The organism is Rubripirellula tenax, from assembly GCF_007860125.1.
Classification (GTDB): Bacteria; Planctomycetota; Planctomycetia; order Pirellulales; family Pirellulaceae; genus Rubripirellula; species Rubripirellula tenax.
This window is the reverse complement of the sequence record NZ_SJPW01000001.1, coordinates 543,947-564,568: the sequence shown is the minus strand read 5'-3', so window position 1 is coordinate 564,568 and position 20,622 is coordinate 543,947. Positions and strand designations below refer to the sequence as shown.

13 protein-coding genes are annotated in these 20,622 nt (G+C 57.1%); 10 read left to right on the top strand and 3 right to left on the bottom strand.

The features are described from left to right. Positions 1–85 precede the first annotated feature (85 nt). From Poly51_RS02055 to Poly51_RS02030, 6 genes are all read left to right on the top strand, one after another. Complete coding sequence (locus Poly51_RS02055; protein ID WP_146453723.1) at positions 86–868, top strand: MBL fold metallo-hydrolase; 783 nt, start codon at positions 86–88, stop codon at positions 866–868. After that, positions 869–3,328 (top strand): DUF1592 domain-containing protein, encoded by a 2,460-nt coding sequence (locus tag Poly51_RS02050; RefSeq protein ID WP_146453721.1) that lies wholly within the window; start codon positions 869–871, stop codon positions 3,326–3,328. 9 nt (positions 3,329–3,337) lie between these two features. Further along, positions 3,338–4,648, top strand: a complete 1,311-nt coding sequence (locus tag Poly51_RS02045; RefSeq protein WP_146453718.1) for a DUF1552 domain-containing protein — start codon at positions 3,338–3,340, stop codon at positions 4,646–4,648. A gap of 341 nt (positions 4,649–4,989) precedes the next feature. Further along, positions 4,990–6,186, top strand: a complete 1,197-nt coding sequence (locus tag Poly51_RS02040; protein WP_146453716.1) for a DUF1559 domain-containing protein — start codon at positions 4,990–4,992, stop codon at positions 6,184–6,186. A gap of 115 nt (positions 6,187–6,301) precedes the next feature. Then, positions 6,302–6,508, top strand: coding sequence for a hypothetical protein (locus Poly51_RS02035; RefSeq protein WP_146453714.1), 207 nt, complete (start codon positions 6,302–6,304; stop codon positions 6,506–6,508). A gap of 734 nt (positions 6,509–7,242) precedes the next feature. After that, positions 7,243–8,688, top strand: a complete 1,446-nt coding sequence (locus Poly51_RS02030; protein WP_146453712.1) for a sulfatase — start codon at positions 7,243–7,245, stop codon at positions 8,686–8,688. A 13-nt stretch (positions 8,689–8,701) separates the two neighbouring features. On the opposite strand, the gene Poly51_RS02025 is transcribed toward Poly51_RS02030, so the two are convergent. Beyond that, on the bottom strand, positions 8,702–10,729 hold the full coding sequence (locus tag Poly51_RS02025) for a S46 family peptidase (RefSeq protein ID WP_246114282.1): 2,028 nt from the start codon (positions 10,727–10,729) through the stop codon (positions 8,702–8,704). Positions 10,730–10,929: 200 nt separating this feature from the next. Here Poly51_RS02025 and Poly51_RS02020 point away from each other — a divergent pair, with 200 nt between their 5' ends. The 3 genes from Poly51_RS02020 to Poly51_RS02010 all read left to right on the top strand — a co-directional run bounded on the left by Poly51_RS02020 (position 10,930) and on the right by Poly51_RS02010 (position 14,219). Beyond that, a complete protein-coding gene (locus tag Poly51_RS02020) occupies positions 10,930–11,961 on the top strand; it encodes a glycosyltransferase family 9 protein (protein ID WP_246114206.1) in 1,032 nt (343 codons plus the stop codon). Between the two features lie 189 nt (positions 11,962–12,150). Further along, entirely contained in the window at positions 12,151–13,938 is a 1,788-nt protein-coding gene (locus Poly51_RS02015; RefSeq protein WP_146453708.1) for a SpoIIE family protein phosphatase, read from the top strand. After that, complete coding sequence (locus Poly51_RS02010; protein ID WP_146453706.1) at positions 13,938–14,219, top strand: acylphosphatase; 282 nt, start codon at positions 13,938–13,940, stop codon at positions 14,217–14,219. Before Poly51_RS02015 ends, Poly51_RS02010 begins: the two co-directional genes overlap by 1 nt. Before the next feature lie 20 nt (positions 14,220–14,239). Here Poly51_RS02010 and Poly51_RS02005 read toward each other — a convergent pair whose 3' ends face one another. Further along, on the bottom strand, positions 14,240–14,419 hold the full coding sequence (locus Poly51_RS02005) for a DUF6800 family protein (RefSeq protein WP_146453704.1): 180 nt from the start codon (positions 14,417–14,419) through the stop codon (positions 14,240–14,242). Positions 14,420–14,623: 204 nt separating this feature from the next. After that, positions 14,624–17,338 (bottom strand): type I DNA topoisomerase, encoded by a 2,715-nt coding sequence (gene topA, locus Poly51_RS02000; RefSeq protein ID WP_146453702.1) that lies wholly within the window; start codon positions 17,336–17,338, stop codon positions 14,624–14,626. Between the two features lie 346 nt (positions 17,339–17,684). Between topA and Poly51_RS01995 the strand changes: the two genes are divergently transcribed. Further along, positions 17,685–20,228 (top strand): hypothetical protein, encoded by a 2,544-nt coding sequence (locus Poly51_RS01995; RefSeq protein ID WP_146453700.1) that lies wholly within the window; start codon positions 17,685–17,687, stop codon positions 20,226–20,228. The last annotated feature ends 394 nt before the right edge of the window (positions 20,229–20,622 follow it).

Sequence of the window (20,622 nt, the reverse complement as noted above, 5' to 3'; positions counted from 1 at the left end):
ATGTGATTGGCCGAATCAAGGCGGGCTCGAATCCACTAGCCGTCGCTGCTGATCGATTCGATCGTTTTGTTCAAGGTGCCTTTTGATGCGACTGAATTGTTTGGGTACTGTCGGCTATCATCCCAATGCGTCGCGGCATACGTCGTGCTACTTCCTTGCCGAATCCGGGATTCTCTTGGACGGTGGCACCGGCGCGTTTCGATTGGCGCCGCTGATCCAAACCGATCACCTGGACGTCCTGCTCAGCCACGCACACTTGGATCACACCTTTGGATTGACGTTTTTGCTCGATGTGCTGTTCGAAGCCGAGAAGTTGCGAGGGCGGCCGCTCGATTCGCTAACGATCTACGGCGAGGCAGCGAAAATCGACGCAATCCGAAACCACCTCTTTCACGAGCTGATTTTTCCCGCCCAATTGTCGGCCGAGTGGGTCGCGATCGACAAAAAACGCGAGTTCTCGATTCGCGATGTCCAAGTCGCGTGGCGTCCTCAAGATCATCCCGGCGGATCGGTGGCGTACCGTTTGGACTGGAAACCCGACGGTGATCGCCCAGCCAAGCGGTTGGTGTATGCCACCGACACGACGGGCGACTTGTCCGACGAGCATGCGGTGTGGAGCGACGGCGCGGATTTATTGATGCACGAATGCTACTTCGGCGACAATGCGTCGGATTGGGCCAAGAAGACCGGTCACAGTTGGACCAGCCGCGTGGTCGACGTCGCGTCCCGGTCGAATCCCAAGACATTGCTGCTGACTCACATCAACCCGATCGAGAGCTCCGACGATCCGGTGGACGTCGAATCGATTCGCCGACGACTCGATGCGAAAGTAGTGCTCGCAACCGACGAAATGGTTTTGGAGTTTTAGATGCGTTTCGCGGTTCTGTTCGTTTTCGTTTTCACAGCGATTCAAGCGACGGTCGCGGCCGATGATCGCGAGTTGGCGGTTGCATCCAAATTCTTTGCCGACCACTGCGCCGATTGTCACTCCGCAGCGGTGACCGAGGGCGGGTTGGATTTGTCGCTCGTCGATGACAACTTCGATGACAACTTCGATGACGCGCAAACGCTGGGGACGTGGGTGCGAATTTTCGATCGCGTGCGAACGGGCGAAATGCCACCGGCCGACGCCGGTGCATTGGATGAGTCCGAAATCGCTGTCTTCGTCGATGCCGTCCAGCCCGCGTTGACGGCCGCCAGTCGGCGGCAATCGCAAACGGTGATGCGACGACTGAATCGGGCCGAGTACCAAAACACGATGAACGATTTGTTCGGGACTCACTTGGATCTTACCGGGCTGTTGCCCGAAGACGGACTGAGTCATGAATTCGACAATGTGGGCGAAGCCCTGGGGATCTCGCCGGTTCATTTGCAGGGCTATCTGGCCGCCGTCGACGCGGTGCTGACCGCTGCGATCGCCGATACGACGTCGCAGCCGGAACGCACGTCGATTCGTGTTTCCTATGTCGAAACACGCGAAGGCGAAAAGCACATCGGCGAGGTGTGGAAGCAGCTCGACGACGGTGCGGTCGTCTTCTTTCAGGACTTCGGTTATCCGACTGGGATGTTGCGTGGTACCGAAGTCGATGTGGCGGGCTGGTATCGTTTGCGAGTGACGGGATATGCGTACCAAGCACGCCGGCCGATCACGTTCCGATTGGGCGGCACCAGTTTTAAGCCGGGTTCGACCAAGCCGACGTACACGTATGCATCGCTGCCGCCGATCGAGTCCACCGATGGTCGGCCGAGTACGTTTGAGATGCGTGTTTGGTTGGAACCGGGCTACATGGTCGAGATCACGCCTTGGGGACTGACAACGAACGAATACAACATTCGCAAACAGGGCGTCCGCAGCTATCCGGGCCCGGGGCTGGCCATCAACCATGTCGAAGTCGAAGGTCCGATGATCGCCGATTGGCCCGGACGTGGACACGAGCTCGTTTTCGGCGGACTGGACCGTCGCGAAAAAGAGCCCAGCAACCCGTCGGCGAAAACGAAAAAGTGGAACCGGCCGGAATTCCAGATCGAATCGGCGACTCCGACGGATGATGCCCGACGCGTGTTGCAGCGAATCGCGACACGAGCGTTTCGAAGACCCATCGATGCACCGCAACTCGATTCGTATGTGAGTCTCTTCGAAGCGGAGATGGCCGTTGGCGAATCGGTGGAGTCATCGCTACGGACGGCGATCGCGGCGATCTTCTGTTCGACCGATTTTATTTATTTCAGCGAGAAGGTCGGTTTGCTTGACGACCACGCATTAGCGGCGCGGTTGTCGTATTTTTTGACTCGCACATCGCCCGACGATGCGCTGCGGGCGTCCGCCGACGCGGGCGAGTTGACGTCGGATCCAAACGCGATCGTGCGGCACGCCAGGCGTTTGATGGCGGACGAGCGGCACGGGCGCTTCATCAGCGACTTTGCAGACGCCTGGTTGAACCTGCGTGATATGGAACAGACAAGCCCCGACCAGAAACTGTTTCCCGAATACGACATGTTTCTGCAAGACTCGGCAATCAAGGAAACCAGAGCGTTTGTGGATGCAATGTTCTCCGAAAACCTGCCGGTCCGACATGTCGTGAAAAGCGATATCGCGTTCTTGAACAATCGACTGGCCAAGCACTATCAATTTGGCTTGGGCGAAATGGAGACCATCGATACGCCCGAGCTGCGCCGCGTGCGGTTGCCGGCCGACAGCGTGCGTGGCGGATTGATGACGCAAGCGAGCGTATTAAAAGTTTCGGCCAACGGCACCAACACTTCGCCGATCGTTCGCGGGGTGTGGGTGATGCACCGGATTTTGGGCCAGACGCCGCCACCGCCACCGGCCGGCATCGTCGGCGTCGAACCGGATATCCGCGGTGCATCGACGCTGCGTGAATTGTTGGACAAGCACCGTGACTCCGACACGTGCCGCAATTGCCATGCGATGATTGATCCGCCGGGATTCGCGCTGGAAAATTTCAATCCGATCGGTGGCTATCGCGTGCGATTTCGCAGCTTGGGTGCGGGCGATCGGATCAGCAAGCAAGTCAACAATCGAAAGGTCCAGTATCGTTTGGGGCCGCCGGTCGATGCCAGCGGCCAGTTGCTTGACGGTCGCCGATTCACGGACTTCGTTGAGTTTCGCGACATGATCGCCCGCGACGATGATACGCTGGCGCGATCGTTGATCACCAAGTTGTTGACGTTCGCCACAGGCCGCGAAATGGGGTTCGCCGATCGATCGATGATCGATGACTTGGTGGACCGATCACGATCGGGCGGGCATCGGGTGGGCGACATGATTTTGTGGGTGGTTTCCAGTGACGCAATGCGTCGAAAGTGAGTTGGATTGATGCTGATTCCATCACGGCCTCTATCGCGACGACAGGTCCTTCGTGGCACCGCCGCAGCCTTCGTTGGTTTGCCGTTGCTAGAAGCGATGGGGCCCTCGGTTGGACGGCGGGCGCTCGGTGCAACGACCGACAATGCAAAAGACAACGCGCCGAAGCGTTTCGTGGCGATGTGCGCGGGGTTGGGTTTTCACGGCCCCCATTTGTTTCCGGATCGCGATGACGCAGACCTGACTTCGACGCCCTATTTGTCTCAGTTGGCCGAGCATCGTGATCAGTTCACTTTGTTTTCCGGTTTGTCGCATCCCGAGCAGCAGGGCAATAACGGACACGCGTCGGAGATGACTTGGTTGACGTCTGCGATGCGACCAGGCTTGGCCGGATTTCGCAACTCGATATCACTGGACCAAATGATCGCGGCACAGGTCGGGCTGGAAACGCGGTTTCCATTCTTGGCACTATCGACGTCGGGACGTTCGTTGTCGTGGACGCCCAGCGGAGTTCCGATTCCGGCGGTGGCGTCGCCGGCAAAACTGTACCAATCGCTGTTCGTCGAAGGAGATGCGAAAGAGATCGAAGCCGAAATTCGCAACCTGCGGCGCGGACGCAGCATCCTAGATACCGTTGGTGGCAAAGCGGAAACGTTGGAGCGAAAGCTCGGCCAACGCGATCGTCAAAAGTTGGGCGAGTATCTCGATTCGGTGCGCCAGCTTGAACGGCGACTGCAACAAAGTGAGGGCTGGGTTCGTCGTCCCAAACCGCACGTCGACGTCGATCCGCCGAAGGACGTTCAAGACAAAAACGACGCGATCGAAAGGCAGCGGTTGATCTACGACATGATCGTATTGGCTCTGCAAACCGATTCGACGCGAACGATCACGTTCGAATTGGGCGGGCTCAATTCGGTGCCGAAGGTCGAAGGTGTCGCCAGCGATTGGCACGGGCTGTCGCATCACGGAAAGGATCCTGCGAAGATCGATGAATTGAAACTGATCGAACAAGCGGAGTTCAAAGTATTTGCGCAATTTCTATCGAAGCTGCGATCGATCGACGAATCCGGCCGATCGCTGCTGGATCATACGGCCGTTCTGTTTGGGTCGAATCTTGGCAATGCCAGCGCCCACGATTGGCATAATTTGCCCATCATCATGGCCGGCGGAGGTTATCGACACGGAAAATATGTCGCTCACGATGCCGCCCGAAACACACCGCTGGCAAATTTGTTCGTCGCGATGGCCCAGCACATGGGCATCGAAACCGACCAGTTCGGATCCAGCTCCGCGGCGGGCATTCGAGGACTTGAAAAGGCTTGACCCTGATCATCACGGGTCGCCACCCCCGGAAGTTCACGGAGCGATTAGCGCGTGCGGACCACGAGAGGATGTTCGGTGGATGCGGAGTCGATTGCAATGACCGTCACGTCTTAGAATCTGTACGGAAACAACTCCTTAGCTCTCAGTGATATTCCTCTCAGTAATATTGATCTCAGTTACCAAGTCACCCATTTCTTTATCCAAGAAAACTGTAGGCGTTCCTGGGTTTCAATAGGGAACGGTTGCTAAAGACGCTACCATGGCTGGGTAACCAAGCACTACTTGGGGACCAGACGCCGGTTGGCTGTCTGGTATTTGGAAATTTTTCTTTGAGGTGTCTGATGCGGAAATTTAGATCAGGGCGTGGCTTCACGCTTGTCGAGCTGCTTGTTGTCATCGCCATTATTGGGGTCCTGGTCGGACTTCTCTTGCCAGCGGTCCAAGCGGCACGTGAGGCGGCTCGTCGAATGAGCTGCAGCAACAATTTTAAGCAGATCGGGCTCGCGATTCACAATTACCACTCTGCGTACAAGCAGCTTCCGCTGCACGGTGCCGGGACGCATCCGACGATCAAACGCGATATTTGGCAGTCCCACGGCACAGGCAATAATCATCGGCTGAGCATTTTGGTAGGGCTGCTGCCATTTATCGAGCAGCAAGGGTTGTGGGAGGAGATCTCAAACCCTTACGACAGGGCTGGTAACCAGTTCCCTGCGATGGGTCCCACGCCGCAAAACATTAACTACCGCCCTTGGGCTACTGAACTTCCTGCGTTTCGCTGCCCAAGCGATCCCGGAGTCGGTTTGCCGGCCCTGGGCAGAACCAACTATGTCGCCTGTGCGGGAGATTCCTACGACCGTGGACGCGACGGCAGCCTTCATGTGCGCACCGGCGCGAATGCACTTCCGTACCCAGAAAATTCCACCTTCGCACAGAATGCTCGGGTGAAAAATCGTGGTTTTTTCAAGCCACACGATAAAAAAAGGTTTCGTAGCTGTCTTGATGGTCTCTCCAACACGATTGCTGCGGGTGAGATCGCGACGGACTTAGGCGATCGCGACGTTCGGACGCTCGGCTGGGACGGTCCTAACGAAAACACACTCCGAAACAATCCTTCTCATTGCAGTGATACAGTCGGTTTGATCGATCCGCTTCGTCCGAAATTTTGGGCCGCTGGCACGACGACGCTTACCGCCGTCAACGGCCGTGGATACCGCTGGGCAGACTACCTGCCCAACTTCGGAGCTTGTTACACGGTTTTGCCTCCCAACGGTGAACTGTGTGCCAATAGTGCTACGTCTTCGACTACCGGGACAACTTCGAGTCGCCATCAAGGCGGGGTCCATGTTCTGATGGGTGACGGTGCAGTTAAGTTCATCACGGACTCGATCGAGGCTGGGAATCAGCGAAACCCCGTCGTCAATCTCGCGAGCGGTTCGGCCGCGAACAATAATCAGGCTGGCGCGGAAAGTCCCTATGGACTTTGGGGAGCTCTTGGCACGAGTGCGTCTAGCGAAGTGATCGATACAGAGATCTAGACGCTTGATCGAATGACTACTTCATAGAACAGTTTTACGGCGTGGGTGGTTCTGGCGAGCCACCTGCGCTAATTTCATATCAACCCTTTTTACGATTCAATCACAGAGCCAATTCATGACGAAACTATTTTTACGATTCAACGCTGTTTCATTTGCGATGGCAACGATCCTGGGCATGTCGTGCATCCTTCCCTTGACCGGCTGCGGAGGATCGGAAGAGCTTTCTGCGGTTACTGACGATGCCGACGCAAAAGCGATCGCCGACTATGAACGCATGATCCAAGAGGATGAAGAGGCAGCCGACGCGAGTGAGGGCGAGTGATAGAAAATCGAACTCTAACCCGGTGAGGTTCGTTTCGTGTGGACTTACCGACGTTCTAATAGCGAGACGAAAAAACGGCGATTCCGGGGCTTCTCGACACGATCGATTTGCGTTGGGGATGTCCCATTCGTTGTTAAAAATCTCGCTGGTGCCTCTGGTGAAAACGTAGGTGAGTTGGATTGAGCTTGCAACGAGCTCGCCTGCTGTGGTGATCCGAGTCCTCCGATTGCGTACCACGATCACAAGTATCCCGTGTGCGTGAAAACGCCCTGGATTAACGAGTGTAAAATGCATTCCTTGGTGATCGGCCTTGCCGGGCGGATGGGGAATAGCAAAAGACGACAGGCCGAACTCGGGGCCGATCAGTTTTTGAAACGGGGTAGTTCCGATTGTCGTGGATTGCTCCGCAATCCAACGTGTTCCATGCGGCGGATCGGCGGAGCAATCCACGACGATTGCTGCCCAAGTTGCAAAACTGATTAGCCCGGACGCAGAACCCACTCAACGGTTTCAATTTGGACGTCGACGACGAGCGCGGACCGCACTCCCACGTCACGCCGGGAAAACTTCCTAACATCATCGGCGGCTGTCGGCGTGAACCAGATCCGTTGAACGGCCACGGACGTCGGACGCGGTAGTTGCGTTTCGGGATGGAATCCACAAAGCTAACGCTAAGCACCGGGACGGTGCGGCCGAGCCACGAGAGATTCCCTCGAGACCAAAAGTTAGCGTCCATGAGTTTAGGTTCATTCGGTTCGATCTTCGGTTTTTGCTTGTTCGCGTTGACTCAGGTCGCCTACGCAGCCGGCGAAAGTAGCGGGCCCAATGTACTGTTCATCATCGCCGACGATTTGGGATACGGCGAACTGGGTTGCTATGGCGGTACCGAGATCCCGACGCCGCACTTGGACGCCCTGGCCGTTGGTGGCGCCCGGTTCACCGACGGGTACGTGACCGCGCCGTTTTGTGCCGCATCGCGCGCGGCGATCATGACGGGGCGCTACCAAACGCGGTTCGGTTTTGAATTTAATCCGATTGGCGCAAAGAACGCTTATCCGGGCATCGGGTTGCCGACGAACGAGTCGACGATCGCCGATGCGATGCGGGGTGCCGGGTACGCGACGGGATTGGTTGGCAAATGGCATCTGGGCGGGACGGCGCCGTTTCACCCCCAGCGTCGCGGCTTCGACGAGTTCTTTGGGTTCCTGCACGAAGGTCATTTTTTCGTTGAACCATCGGCCGATGATGTCACGACGTGGCTTCGTCGCAAGGCATTGCCCGACGGTCATTCGGGGCGATGGGTTTCCCGCGATGGCAAGACGATTTGGACCGATCACATGGGACACAACGAGCCGCCCTACGATGCGGACAACCCGGTGATGAGGTCCAGCCAACCGGTCGTGATTCAAAAACACTTGACTGACGCGTTCGCGGATGAGTCGATCGACTTCATCAAGCGTCATGCCGACCAGCCGTTCTTTTTGTGCTTGTCGTACAACGCGGTCCACAGCCCGATGCAGGCCGACGAAAACTATAGGAAGAAGTTCGCATCGATCGATGACATCCACCGCCGCATCTTTGCGGCGATGTTGGGGCATTTGGACGACAGCATCGGACAAATCATGGGCGAGATTGAAAACGCCGGCCTTCGCGAAAACACAATGGTGATTTTCTTGAGCGACAATGGCGGTCCCACGAAAGAGTTGACGTCCAGCAACGCGCCCCTTCGCGGTGGCAAGGGTGAATTGTACGAAGGCGGTGTGCGGGTGCCGATGATGGTTTCCTGGCCGGGCAAGATTGCACCACGGGTAATCGAGCATCCCGTCACGTCGATGGATTTGATGGCGACGGCGGTTGCGGTTTCTGGTGATCGTTCCGGTTCGCCTCAGGAGCCCGCGATCGACGGTGTCGACCTGATGCCGCTGATGACCAGGGGCGTCGCACTCGCCCCGCGCCCGATTCATTGGCGGGTCGGCGATCGGCACGCGACTCGGATCGGACCATGGAAAATCGTGCGGCGACTCGATCGTCAAGGTGAAGGCGATTGGCAGCTTTACCAACTGGCCGACGACATCGGCGAATCGAAGAACCTTGCGGCGGCTGAGCCGGATAAGGTTCGCGAACTGTCGCAAGCCTGGCGCCACTGGAACGCCGAGCAAGTCGCACCGGCGTGGAAGTGAGTTTCGGTACGTTTTAACGTCCGATTTGGTCGGCCAGTTCTTTGGCGTCGTAGATCGATCGCAGTGATTCCAGGATGCCGACTCCGGCGACGCTGACGGCGCGGCCTTGGACGTCGCTGTAGATGTAGTCGCTGGTCAGGCTTTGGATGTTGCCGTCAAAGATCAGCCCCACCAATTCGCCGTTGCGGTTGACAACCGGCGAACCGCTGTTGCCGCCGATGATGTCGGCGGTGCACACGAAGTTCAACTGCGTGTCGAGGGCGACTTGGCCCTTGGACTTCATCCACGAAGCGGGCAGATCGAAATCGGCTTGGCCTTCGTGTTGGGCGGCGTGTTCGTAGGCACCGGCAAAGTTCGTGAATGGCGGAATCGAATTTCCGTCTTCTTCGTATCCCTTCACGGTCCCGAACGCCAATCGCAGCGTGAAGGTCGCGTCGGGGTAACCGCCAGTGCCTTCGATCGCGGTCGTTGCTTCGGTGATTTTGGCGTAGGCCTGGCGTTCGCGTTCTTCGATTTCTTCGTTGCGTTTTCGAATCCGCCGATACTCGGATTCCATCTTCCGTGCCAGTTCGATCATCGGATCGTCGCTATCGAGGACTTCGTTCAGCCCCCCGTCGATCAACGCTTGACGTACAGCGACATCGTTCAGCTTCGTACCGGCGACCAGCGATGCGGCCCGTTCGCCTGGGCTCTGGCCGGCCAATATTTCGATCACCAATCGGTCGTCGGCACCGCGCTGGATGATCATTCGCGACAATTCATCGGCCAGCTTGGCCTGTTCTAAGTCGGTGTAGATCGGCGCGGTGCTTAACAGTTCTTGCAGCAACGAGTCTCGCGATGAATCGGTGAAACCGCGAAGCCGTTCTTCGTTCGGCTTCTTATCTTCGGCCGCCAACAGTGCGATCTGTTGAGCCAGATCGAACAGGGTGCTTCGTAGTGATGCCGATTGCGAAAGCATCTCGCGTTTCTCGGCCTGAATTTCGTTGACTTCTTTCCAAGCCGACGCCAGTCCTTTGATTTCGTCTCGTTCGCCGACTTGTTGCAGCAATCGATCTTCGCGGCCTCGCTTGGTTGCCATTGTTTGCGGGTTTTGCAGTCCCGCCAGCATTCCGGTGTACGCCTTGCGCGCGTTCTGGATACCGAACAATTCGTCGCGAGCACGCCGTGTTTGCTCTTTGCCCTCGAGTCCGAATTGCTGCATCAGGATCTCTTTGCGACGCAGATATTCCAGCACATAGGGGATTCGGTCGTCTCGCAAAAATTCCAACGCCGCGACCGTGAAGATACGTTGCGTCCGGCCCGGGTTGCCGCTGACGAACACCAATTCGCCATCGGTGATCGGATCACGGTTCCATTTCAAATAGTGATCCAGTTTGGCGGGTTGCCCGTTTTCGTAGACCCGCATGATCGTCGCATCGACGTTGAAACGCGGGTATTCAAAGTTGTCGGCGTCGCCGCCGAAAAACGCGGCTTCGGTTTCGGGCGCCCAAACCAACCGCACGTCGGTGTATTTTTTGTAACGGTACAGGTGATACTGGGCACCGCCGAACAGTGTGACCACGTCACTGCGCAGCCCCGTCGATTCGGTCGATTCACTTTCGATCTTCGCGATCGCGGCGCGCCGCTGGGTCGCCGCGTCTTCGGCCGAAGCGTCGGTTTTGACTCCCGCGTTGATGCGGTTGGTCACATCTTCGATCGAAACCAACTGGTTCAATTCCAGATCGGGTGTCTTCAGTTCGTCGGCTTTCGTTTTGGCTAAGAAACCGTCGTCGATCAAATTTCGCTCGGGCGTCGACAACTTGTGCAACGTGTCGCTGGCGACGTGGTGGTTGGTCAAAACCAAGCCGTCGGACGAGATGAACGAGCCGCTGCCGCCGCTGTTGAAACGCACCGAACTGAGCCGCAAATGGTCGGCCCATTCCGCCGACGGCTCGAATCCGTGCCGATCCTTTAGCAGCTTCGTCGGCAGGTCGTTGAACAGGTACATGCCCTCGTCGCCGAGAACGTCGGGCGGTGAGGTCGTTAGGGCTAGGTTCAGCATAAGTAAGATAGCGAAGATACGTGTCATGAGAATCGGATTCGTGTTTCTGGCGACAGGGATCAGGATACGCGGGAATCCCCAGTTTGACGCCGCGGAGGTGTTCTGTGTAGGCCATGCGGACTCCTCTTTCGCCATGGCGGCGTTTCTTCGTACCCTTCCGTCTGAATACATATTTTTCTCTCGCGCGAAGGATCGCAGTGATGGAAACGAATGGCTCGCCGCGAATTTTGATTTCTCGCATGAGTGCGATCGGCGACTCGATTTTGACTTTGCCGGTTGCCTGCGCGATTCGCGAGCATTTTCCGACGGCCTACATCGGGTGGGTGATCGAGAAGAAGGCTGCGCCGATGGTCCGCGGCCACCAAGCATTGGACGCCGTCATCGAACTCGAGCGGGGCTGGTTCACATCGGCCCGACGTGTCCGCGAGACGAAAGCATTGTTGAAGCCATACGGTTTCGAGACCTCGATCGATTGCCAGGGGCTGACGAAATCGGCGTTGGCCGGCTTTTTGTCTGGCGCGAAACAGCGGATCGGGTATGCGGGAAAGCACGGCGGAGAGGTCAGCCGACTGTTGAACAACGTTCGTGTCCCACCCGTGTTTTCGCACGTGACCGATCGCTCGCTTGAGTTGCTGATTCCGCTTGACATTCACTCGCCGCGCGTGCAGTGGAAGCTGCCGCTGTCGCCGGCTTCGCGTGCCTGGGCGGCGCGATGGCGCCGGACGATCGCTTCATCGCGAATGGCGGTGTTGAATCCCGGCGCGACGTGGGCATCCAAGGCCTGGGAAGCGGATCGGTTCGGGCAAACGGCCAAGTTCGCACGCGATCGGTATGGTTACCGCAGCGTCGTCGTCTGGGGCACGTTCGAAGAACGATTGATGGCGGAACAGATTGTTTCGCATTCCGAGGGCTCGGCGATTTTGGCACCCGATACGGACCTGCATCATTTGGGCGCGTTGATCGAGCAGTCTGACTTGTTCATCAGCGGCGACACCGGCCCGCTGCATATCGCCGTCGCCGTCGGCGCCGACACGATCGGGCTGTACGGTGCGACTCGCCCCGGTGACTCGGGACCCTACGGTCAATTCGCGATTCAGAAAGAATACGAGAGCGGATCGCGGACTCATCGTCGCCGAGCGGACAATACGGCGATGCGGGCGATCACGGTCGAGGATGTTTGTGAAGCGATCGACCAGATCGAATCGAAACGAGCCCTGTTGCGAGTGGCGTAGGGCGAGCTCCGGCACGAGCGAGTGAATCTGAGGCGATGTTTGGAATTCGCTTGCTTGGGTTTCTCGCTTGGAAATATGCCAGATTCAACAAACGATTGGCCCTGGGACCACCCTTTGCTTCGTTGTGGACCGGGTGGCTGCTACCTACAATAGGCGGCTTACGCGTTCATACGGCACAGGGATTTGTTGATGGCTTTCTTGGTTACCAGTAGCGGCAGCGGCGGATCCGAACGATTCGAGCTTGTCGATCGTGAGACAACCCTGGGACGGCACCCCGAGTGCAGCATCGTCGTGGACGCTGGCGCGGTCAGCCGTTATCACGCCAAAGTGTTCCAGCAGAATCAAGGGTTCGCGGTCGAAGATTGTGGCAGCCGCAATGGCACGTTCCTGAACGGTCAATTGTTGACGGGCCCCGAACAATTGAAGCCGGGCGACCGCATTCGCGTCAGCGACGTCGAGTTCGTGTTCCAGACGGACGCGGTCCCCGAATTCGCTCGAGCGGGCAGTGAGATGACGTTCGAAGGCACGAACTTCGGCATCATGATGGTCGATGAGCAGGATACCGACCGAGCGATCGGTGACGATTCAAGCTCGTCAGGCGTCGGCGCGAAGATCGAATTCCGCAGCTCGGCGGACGGGCTGAAGATGATCGCGACGCCCGAGGCGAAACTCGAGGCGTTGATGCAGATCAATCGCAACCTGACCGGTGCATTGTCCGTCGACGAAGTGTTGCCCAAAGTGCTTAGCAGTTTGTTCGGCATCTTCCCGGCGGCCGACCGTGGATTCATTGTCATGCAGGACGCGGCTGGCAACTTGATCCCACGCTGGGTCAAGACGCGAGCGCTGCAGGACGAAACGGAAACGATCCGAATCAGCCGCACGATCTTGCGCGAGGTGATGACGTCGGGCGAAGCGATCTTGTCGCTGGATGCGTCGGAAGACAGTCGATTCGATAGCAGCCAATCGATCGCCGACTTTTCGATCAAGTCGATGATCTGCGCGCCGCTTTTAGATGCGGAAGGCAAGGCGTTCGGCGCGCTTCAGATCGATTCGACTCAAGGACGCGGCCAATTTCGCGAAGAGGACACGGACTTGCTGGCCGGCGTTGCCGCCCAGGCCGGTATCGTGATCAACAACGCGCGGATGCATGAACGGGCGTTGCACCAACGCGAGGTGGAGCAGGATTTAAAACTTGCCACCGAAGTTCAGCAGGCTTTCCTTCCCCAAACACCACCGGATGCGACCGGATTCTGCGTCCGCAGTTTCTATCAGGCGGCCAATCATATCGGTGGCGACTACTTCGACTACATCCATTTGAACGACGGACGTGTGGCGATCGTCGTTGCCGACGTGGTCGGTCACGGGGTTGCGGCGGCCATGTTTATGGCAAAGCTGTCCGCGGAAACGCGATTCTGTTTGGCCAGCGATCCGCACGTCGGCAAAGCCATCGAACGTTTGAACGATCGGATGAGCCGTTTGCATGTCGAGCGATTCATCACGTTCCTGTTGATCGTCATCGACCCGACCGACGAGTATGTTTCGATCGTGAATGCGGGCCACATGGCGCCGCTGGTGCGAAAGTACTCGGACAAATCAATTTGTGAACCCAGCGAAGAAGAGTCCGGACTTCCCATCGCGATCGACGACGGCATGGAATACGAGGTCGTCCGATTCAAGTTCGAAGTCGGTGACTTGGCGGTGCTATACACCGACGGCATCAACGAAGCGATGGATATGCAGGACGAGGAGTTCGGCATCGATCGCTTGAGAACCTTGACCGCTCAAGAAGGGGACGCCGATACGGTGAAGGATAGGATCGTCAAAGAAGTGCTCGAGCACATCGGCGACGCGCCGCCGTTCGACGACATGTGCATGGTGGTGATCGAGCGGATCACCGGTGCGGTCGTACCTTCGAAACTTGATGCCGAAATCGGCGATACGGTTGATGAAGAACCGCTTCATCGTACCCACGGGTGATGGCAGTCCCGCCGATCCGCTATTTGGTTTCGTTCACCGGCCACGTCCAGGGTGTGGGATTCCGCGTTACGGCCGTGCAGCAGTCCCGCGGGTTGGATGTCCACGGGACGGTGTGCAACGAATCGGATGGCAGCGTGACGATGGACGTCGAGGGCTCGCCGTCGGATCTGAAAGAGTTGGTCCGCCGCATCGAATCGGTGATGTCGCGGAAACTGGACGGCACCGTGATTGACACGCGAAACCCGATCGGCCGAACCGGTGGGGTTGCGATTAAGAAGTAGCGAGGCGTCGTTTCGCCGGCTTACTTCAGGCCTTCGCGAGCGATGATGATCTCGGCACCGGTAGTCATGCGACGCAGTTTGCGTGCGACTTCCGATTTTTCCATCGTTCCAGCGGCAGCACGTGCCAGAAGCTTGGCCACTTTTTTCTTGCGGGTGCGGCGACGGCGAATTTCGCGAACGCGTTCGATTCCGGACGGCATCTATTCAATCCTGGGGTGGTTTTGGTTGGGTCGGGAGTTTAATGAACGGAGAAGTTTTCCGAAAGAGGGCGTTTTCCGAGCAACCCGATGCCCCTCCAGCGTGGTACTGCAACTCCGCTCGCAGGGTCTTCGGTGGTTTTCCGTGAACTGCTTCGCGGTTCACGTCCCGCAACGGCGTCGCGGGTCCACTTGGGGTAGCCCGGTTTAGGGTTTCTTTTTTGCGACGCCCTTCTTTTTGGCTGTCTTTTTCGTGGCAGTTTTCTTTTTCGCGGCCTTCTTCTTTGTCGCTGTCTTTTTCGTTGCCTTCTTTTTGGCAGCTTTTTTCTTCTTCGTCGGTCCCTTTGCTGCCCGTTCGGCCAACAGGTCCAGCGCGGCCTCGAAGGTCATTTCCTTCGGGTCCATATCCTTTCGCAGACTGGCATTGGTCGCGCCGTCGGTGACATAGGGCCCAAACCGTCCCTCTAGGATTTTGACTTCTTTCTCTGTGATCGGCGACGGCTTTTCGTACATCCGCAGCGGTTCTTTGGGCGTTCCCCGTCCGCGTTGTTTGGGCTGCTTCAGCAACTCCATCGCCTCGTCAAACGTCACCTCCAGCGGCGATACACCCGCGGGCAGCGACCGGGTTTCTTTTTCGCATTTGATGTACGGCCCGAATCGACCGTCAAATGCTTGCACCGGAGCCTTCATTTCCGGATGCTCGCCTAGCGTCCTGGGCAGGGTCAGCAGTTTGCAGGCCAAATCGAAAGTCAAATCGGCGACTTCCATGCCCTTGAGCAGGCCCTGGTTGCGTTTTTCGGGATCGTCCGGCTCGCCCAATTGCAGATACGGCCCAAAGCGTCCGACTTTGACGAAGATCGGCTTGCCGGATTCGGGGTGAGTCCCGATCGGTTCTTCTTCGACCTGGCCAGCCTCGAGCAACTCGACCGCCTTTGTCAAATCCATTTCGTCCGGTGGCAATCCTTCGGGGATCGACGCAGTTCGCTCGCCCTGTTCCAGGTACGGCCCGAATTTACCGACGCGGACGAAGACTTCGTCCTGGAATTCGCCGCTGTCCGGTTTCCCGATCAAGAACATCGCGGAGGCTTTCGGGTCGATCTCTTCCAGCTTTTCGACCAAGCGATTTTTCAGCCCGACGTTGTGCTTGTCATTCGAATCGTCACCAAAATAGAACTTCCGCAAATACTCTTCGCGGTTGCCCTCGTTGCGGCTGATCGAATCGAGGAAGTCTTCCAGTTCCGCCGTGAATTCATAGTCGACCAATGTGCCGAAGTGCTGTTCCATCAATCGTGTGACGCTGAACGCACGCCAAGTGGGGACCAGTGCCGAGCCTTTTTTCAGGATGTAGTTTCGTCGTTCGTCCGTGATCGTGCCGATGATCGACGCGAACGTCGACGGCCGGCCGATGCCCTTTTCTTCCAACGTTTGGGTTAGCGAGGCTTCGGTGTACCGCGCCGGTGGTTGGGTCGTGTGGCTCTTCGGATCGAGACTCTTCGTGTCCAGCGGATCCGATTCCTTGACATTGGGCAACAGCTTTTCTTTGCTTGCCAGTTCTTCTTCGGGGTTGTCGCTACCTTCGACGTAGGCCCGCAAGAATCCTTCGAACAGGATGCTGGTTCCCGACGCTGTGAACGTTGCGCCGCCGCCTTCGATCGTGATACTGATGCGTTGTTTCTTTGCATCCGCCATTTGGCAGGCAACGGTGCGTTTCCAAATCAGATCAAACAATCGGAATTGATCGGAATCCAGCTCGCCGCGAATCGTCTCGGGCACACGGAACGGTGTCCCGGCCGGGCGAATCGCCTCGTGAGCCTCTTGGGCGTTCTTGACTTTGCCCTTGTAAACGCGGACTTCGGGGTGCAGGAAATCGGGGCCGTATTCCGAGCGCACCAAATCGCGTGACGCCGTGATCGCTTCGGTCGAAAGCGTCACGCTGTCGGTACGCATGTAAGTGATGTAACCATTCTCGTACAAACGCTGGGCCGCACTCATGGCTCGTTTGGCCGTGAATCCAAGTTTTCGGTTGGCTTCCTGCTGCATCGTGCTGGTCGTGAACGGCGGCAGCGGCCGTTGGGTGAACGGTTTGACTTCGACCTTGGTGACTTTGAAGTCCGATGTGCGCAACTTTGCTGCCAACGCGATCGCTTCGGCCTCGTTCAACTGCAACAGGTCTTTCTTCTTCAGCTTGCCGGTTGTCGAATCGAAATCGGTACCTCGAGGAATCCGTCGCCCATCGACGGTCGAGAGTGTCGCCTGAAGCGATTCTTTTTTGCCGGTCAGAAAGACCGCTTCCAAGTCCCAGTATGTCGAGTCCACGAACGCAATCCGGTCGCGTTCGCGATCGACGATCAAGCGGACCGCGACCGATTGGACACGCCCGGCGCTGGTGCCTTTGCCAATTTTTCGCCACAGCAGATTCGACATATCGAACCCGTACAAACGGTCCAGGATGCGGCGAGTTTCTTGCGCGTTGACCAACGAATCGTCGATCTTACGGGTCGCCGTCAACGCGTTCTTGATTGCTTCCTTGGTGATTTCGTGGAAGACCAACCGATGGACGGGCACTTTGGGCTGCAACAATTCGTGAAGGTGCCAGCTGATGGCTTCCCCTTCGCGGTCTTCGTCCGTCGCCAGAAACAGTTCGTCGGATTGTTTCAGGGCGTCTTTTAGTTTTTTGACCTGTTTCTTTTTTTCGTCCGGGACGATGTAGAGCGGTTCAAAATTCGAATCCGTGTTGACGCCTAGGTAGGCCCACGGTTCGGCTTTGTACTTTTCCGGGACCTCTTTTTTGCCGGCCGGCAAATCACGGACGTGACCGATACTGGCCTCGACCAGATAGTTCGGGCCGAGAAATTTCGCGATCGTTCGCGCCTTTGCCGGCGATTCGACGATCACTAACGCTTTTCCCGTGCTCTTGGCCATGCAGACACATCAATCAGGTAGGAAGTGGAAAATTTTTCAGTGAAGTCAGAACTTGCCCCACCGAAATTTTTGAGACGCCGCGTCGACAAGTCCATGTCGAAGTCGTGTTTCTCTACAATCTCGGCTTGACCCTTCAAAAGTGCGGGCGATACCCTTTCCGGTTCGCGTCAGCACCGTTCGGCTCTCTATCGCGGAGAGTTCCGCTACAAAGTGTTCCGCTACAGAGAGTTCAGCGCTGCGGCGACGTTGTCAAGCCGACTCGCCAAAATCACTGCCGATCGGCACAACCCTATCCCTCCCAGTCCAGTTACCGCCAGACCACCAGCGGCCGAAAGTTCGTTATCACATGAGTAACAGTAACAGTAACAGTAACAACAACAGCTCCAGCCCGTTTGAACTGTTTCGCCGCAATCTTAAGCCGTTCATGATCTTCGCGACCCTGCTCGCGCTGGTCTCGTTCGTGATCCTGCCGATTCTGCAAACGTACCTGCAAAAACGTGCAGGTGCGGGCAGCGACGCGGTGGTGGCGAAGTTCGGCGGCACGGATTTGACCCAGACGCGGGTCAGCTATTTCACCCAGAATCACGCCGCGACGGTGCAATTCTTGAGCGAATTGGCCAACGAGACGATTTCTCGTGGGGGTGTGCCGCGGACGTCCGGCTTCGATTACGACGCCCAATCCCAACAAATTCGTTCGCTCGGGATCAACGAAAGCCCCAACGACGATGGCACGATCCGGACGTTCATGTTCGCCGAAGAGGCTCGCAAGGCCGGCTTCGAACTGGACGACAACGCCTTGCAGGTCTGGTTGGAACGATTCACCGACGGCTTGATCAGCCCCAGCGAAATCACCGCCCGCTTGATGCAAGCGACGGGAAATCGGATGGGACCGCCCCACCTTTACGAACAACTACGCAGCCACATGTTGGCCGACGTTTACTTGCGTCGAGGCAATTCGGGGCTGTTCGGAAACCAAGGCCCGCTGCTGACGCCGGACGAGCAGTGGAAGAACTTTCTGAAGCTGAACCAAAACGCGACGATCAATGCCTATGGCTTGCTGGTCAACGATTTCATCGAAAAAACAGACGCCAATCCGCCTGAGGCTCGTGTCCGAGAAGTCTATGACGATGGAAAAGACCGCGACGCGAATGATCAGTCGCCCGAACCGGGTTTCCACAAACGTTACAACGCCAAGTTCGAATACTTGGTGGGCAACTACCAAACGTATTTGGACGAGGAAGTCGCCAAACTGAGCGACGAGGCCGTCCGCGCCGAATACGACCGACGTTTGAAGGGTGGCGATTTCCAGTTGCCCGAAGAAGAGGCTGCTGACGAACCGGCTGCTGCCGACGAATCTGCTGCCGACGCAGCGGAAACGGACGACGACATGAAAGACGAAGCCGCAGACGAGAAGGCTGTGGTCGAATCGGACTCCGGCGATGCTGAGAAGTCGGAACCGGAAATGAAGGACGAGCCAGCCGAAGAGGAATCGGAAGTTGCCGAGGAATCGGAAAACGAAGCTGAGCCCGCGTCCGAACCGATAGAGAAAGCGGCTGAGGTCAAAGAGAAGCTCGAAGCCCAACGCGACGAACTTAAGAAAGATCTTGAGGACGTGAAGAAGAAGGTCGAGGACGTCAAGAAACTGAACGAAGACGCAGCTAAGCCCGCCGAAGCTGACTCGTCAGGTATCGAATTCGGCAACGGCGCCCGTTTGGTCTTCTTCCAAGACGAAGACACCGAAGCGGAATCCGACGAAGAAGAGCCGGCCAAGAAGGACGTCGAAAAGAAGGCCGAACCCGCGGACGAAGCGAACGCTGACGAGCCAAAGAAGAAGGATGTAGCCGAGAAGGGCGAACCAAAGAAAGAAGAAGCGAAGAAGGAAGAGCCCAAAAAAGAAGAGCCGAAGAAGGACGACACTCCGAAGGTACAAACCTTTGAAGATGTTCGCGAAGACATCGCTCGCGACTTGGCCGGTCCGCTCGCGCGTGACCGAATGGACAAGGCGGTCACCGCCGCAAATACCGCGATGCGAACCTACTTCAGCCGCCAAGGGATCTACAAAAGTAACCTCGTCAGCGGCAAGAAAGTTGATCCGCCCGCAAAGCCAGACTTGGCCAAGTTGGCCCAAGAGTATGGGTTGACTCTGGAAGTCATTGGTCCTCATTCGGAGGCCACCATCGGTGACGAACCGATTGCGAACTCGTTCGAAGTCGGTACTCAATTTGGACGTCGTGGTCCCAGCTTTGGCATCATGATGTTCGGTTTTGACAACGGACAAACTCAATTAGCGAAACAGCCGCTCTTCTCGCCCGTCCGCACGGCGGACGACCAGGCAGGCAAGATGTACGTGACTTGGAAGACCGAAGAAACCGAGGCCTACACTCCGTCGCTGGACGAAGTTCGGGACGAAGTCGTGTTGGCAATCCGCACGCAAGAGGCCCGTAAGTTGGCCACCGAGGCTGCCGCCGAATTGGTCAAACAGGCGGACGCCGGCAAGTCGCTTGCTGAATTGGTCCCCGATGAAAAGAAAGCCAATTTCTACGAGGGGCTCGGGCCGTTTACTTGGATGGAGTCGTTCGGGTTCCAAGGTGCGACAATCGGCAACGTTCCAGAATTGGACTCGGTCGGCGAGAAATTCATGAGTGCGGTCTTCACGACCGATGAGGGCGGCTACTCAGCGGGGGCCAATCAACCCGGACGCGTCATCTATATCGTGCAACCGTCGAAGTTTGAACCCAGCACGGATGAACTTCGTCGCCAGTTCAAGCAGCCCGTCAATCGAATGATGGCACGCATGGTGGCCAGCGACCTGGGCGAAATTCGCCGTGGTTATTATGAACAGTTGGATAAGACGGCGGGATTCGAGGAAATCAAACCCACAGACGAGTAAGCGCGAAGAATATCGAAGAACTTTCGTATTCGGGCTTCATTCGGTGCGAAAGTTTGGTCGATGCCTTTGCTGACCGCCCAGGCGAGTCTAAAATCCAAGTGTTGGTCTTGAACAAGACCTTCACTGCTTCGGCCCAGTAGTTTTCGGCAGAGGGATCATTTTTAGGGTTCGCCTTGATCAACTAAAGACTTGTGCAGAAGCACGTCGAGATCTTCGCGTTTCTCCCAGCGGCTCCATTTTGCCGCCGAACGGTCGAAGCAAACCATAAAGCCGGCCGGCAACCTGAAAAGGTTGTCGGTCGGTTTTTTTATGCAGTCACATTTTTTCAGAAGCCCAGTGTGGCCTGTGACCGTGGTCCTGCGACTCCGTCGCAGGTTGTACATTGTTCTTCTGT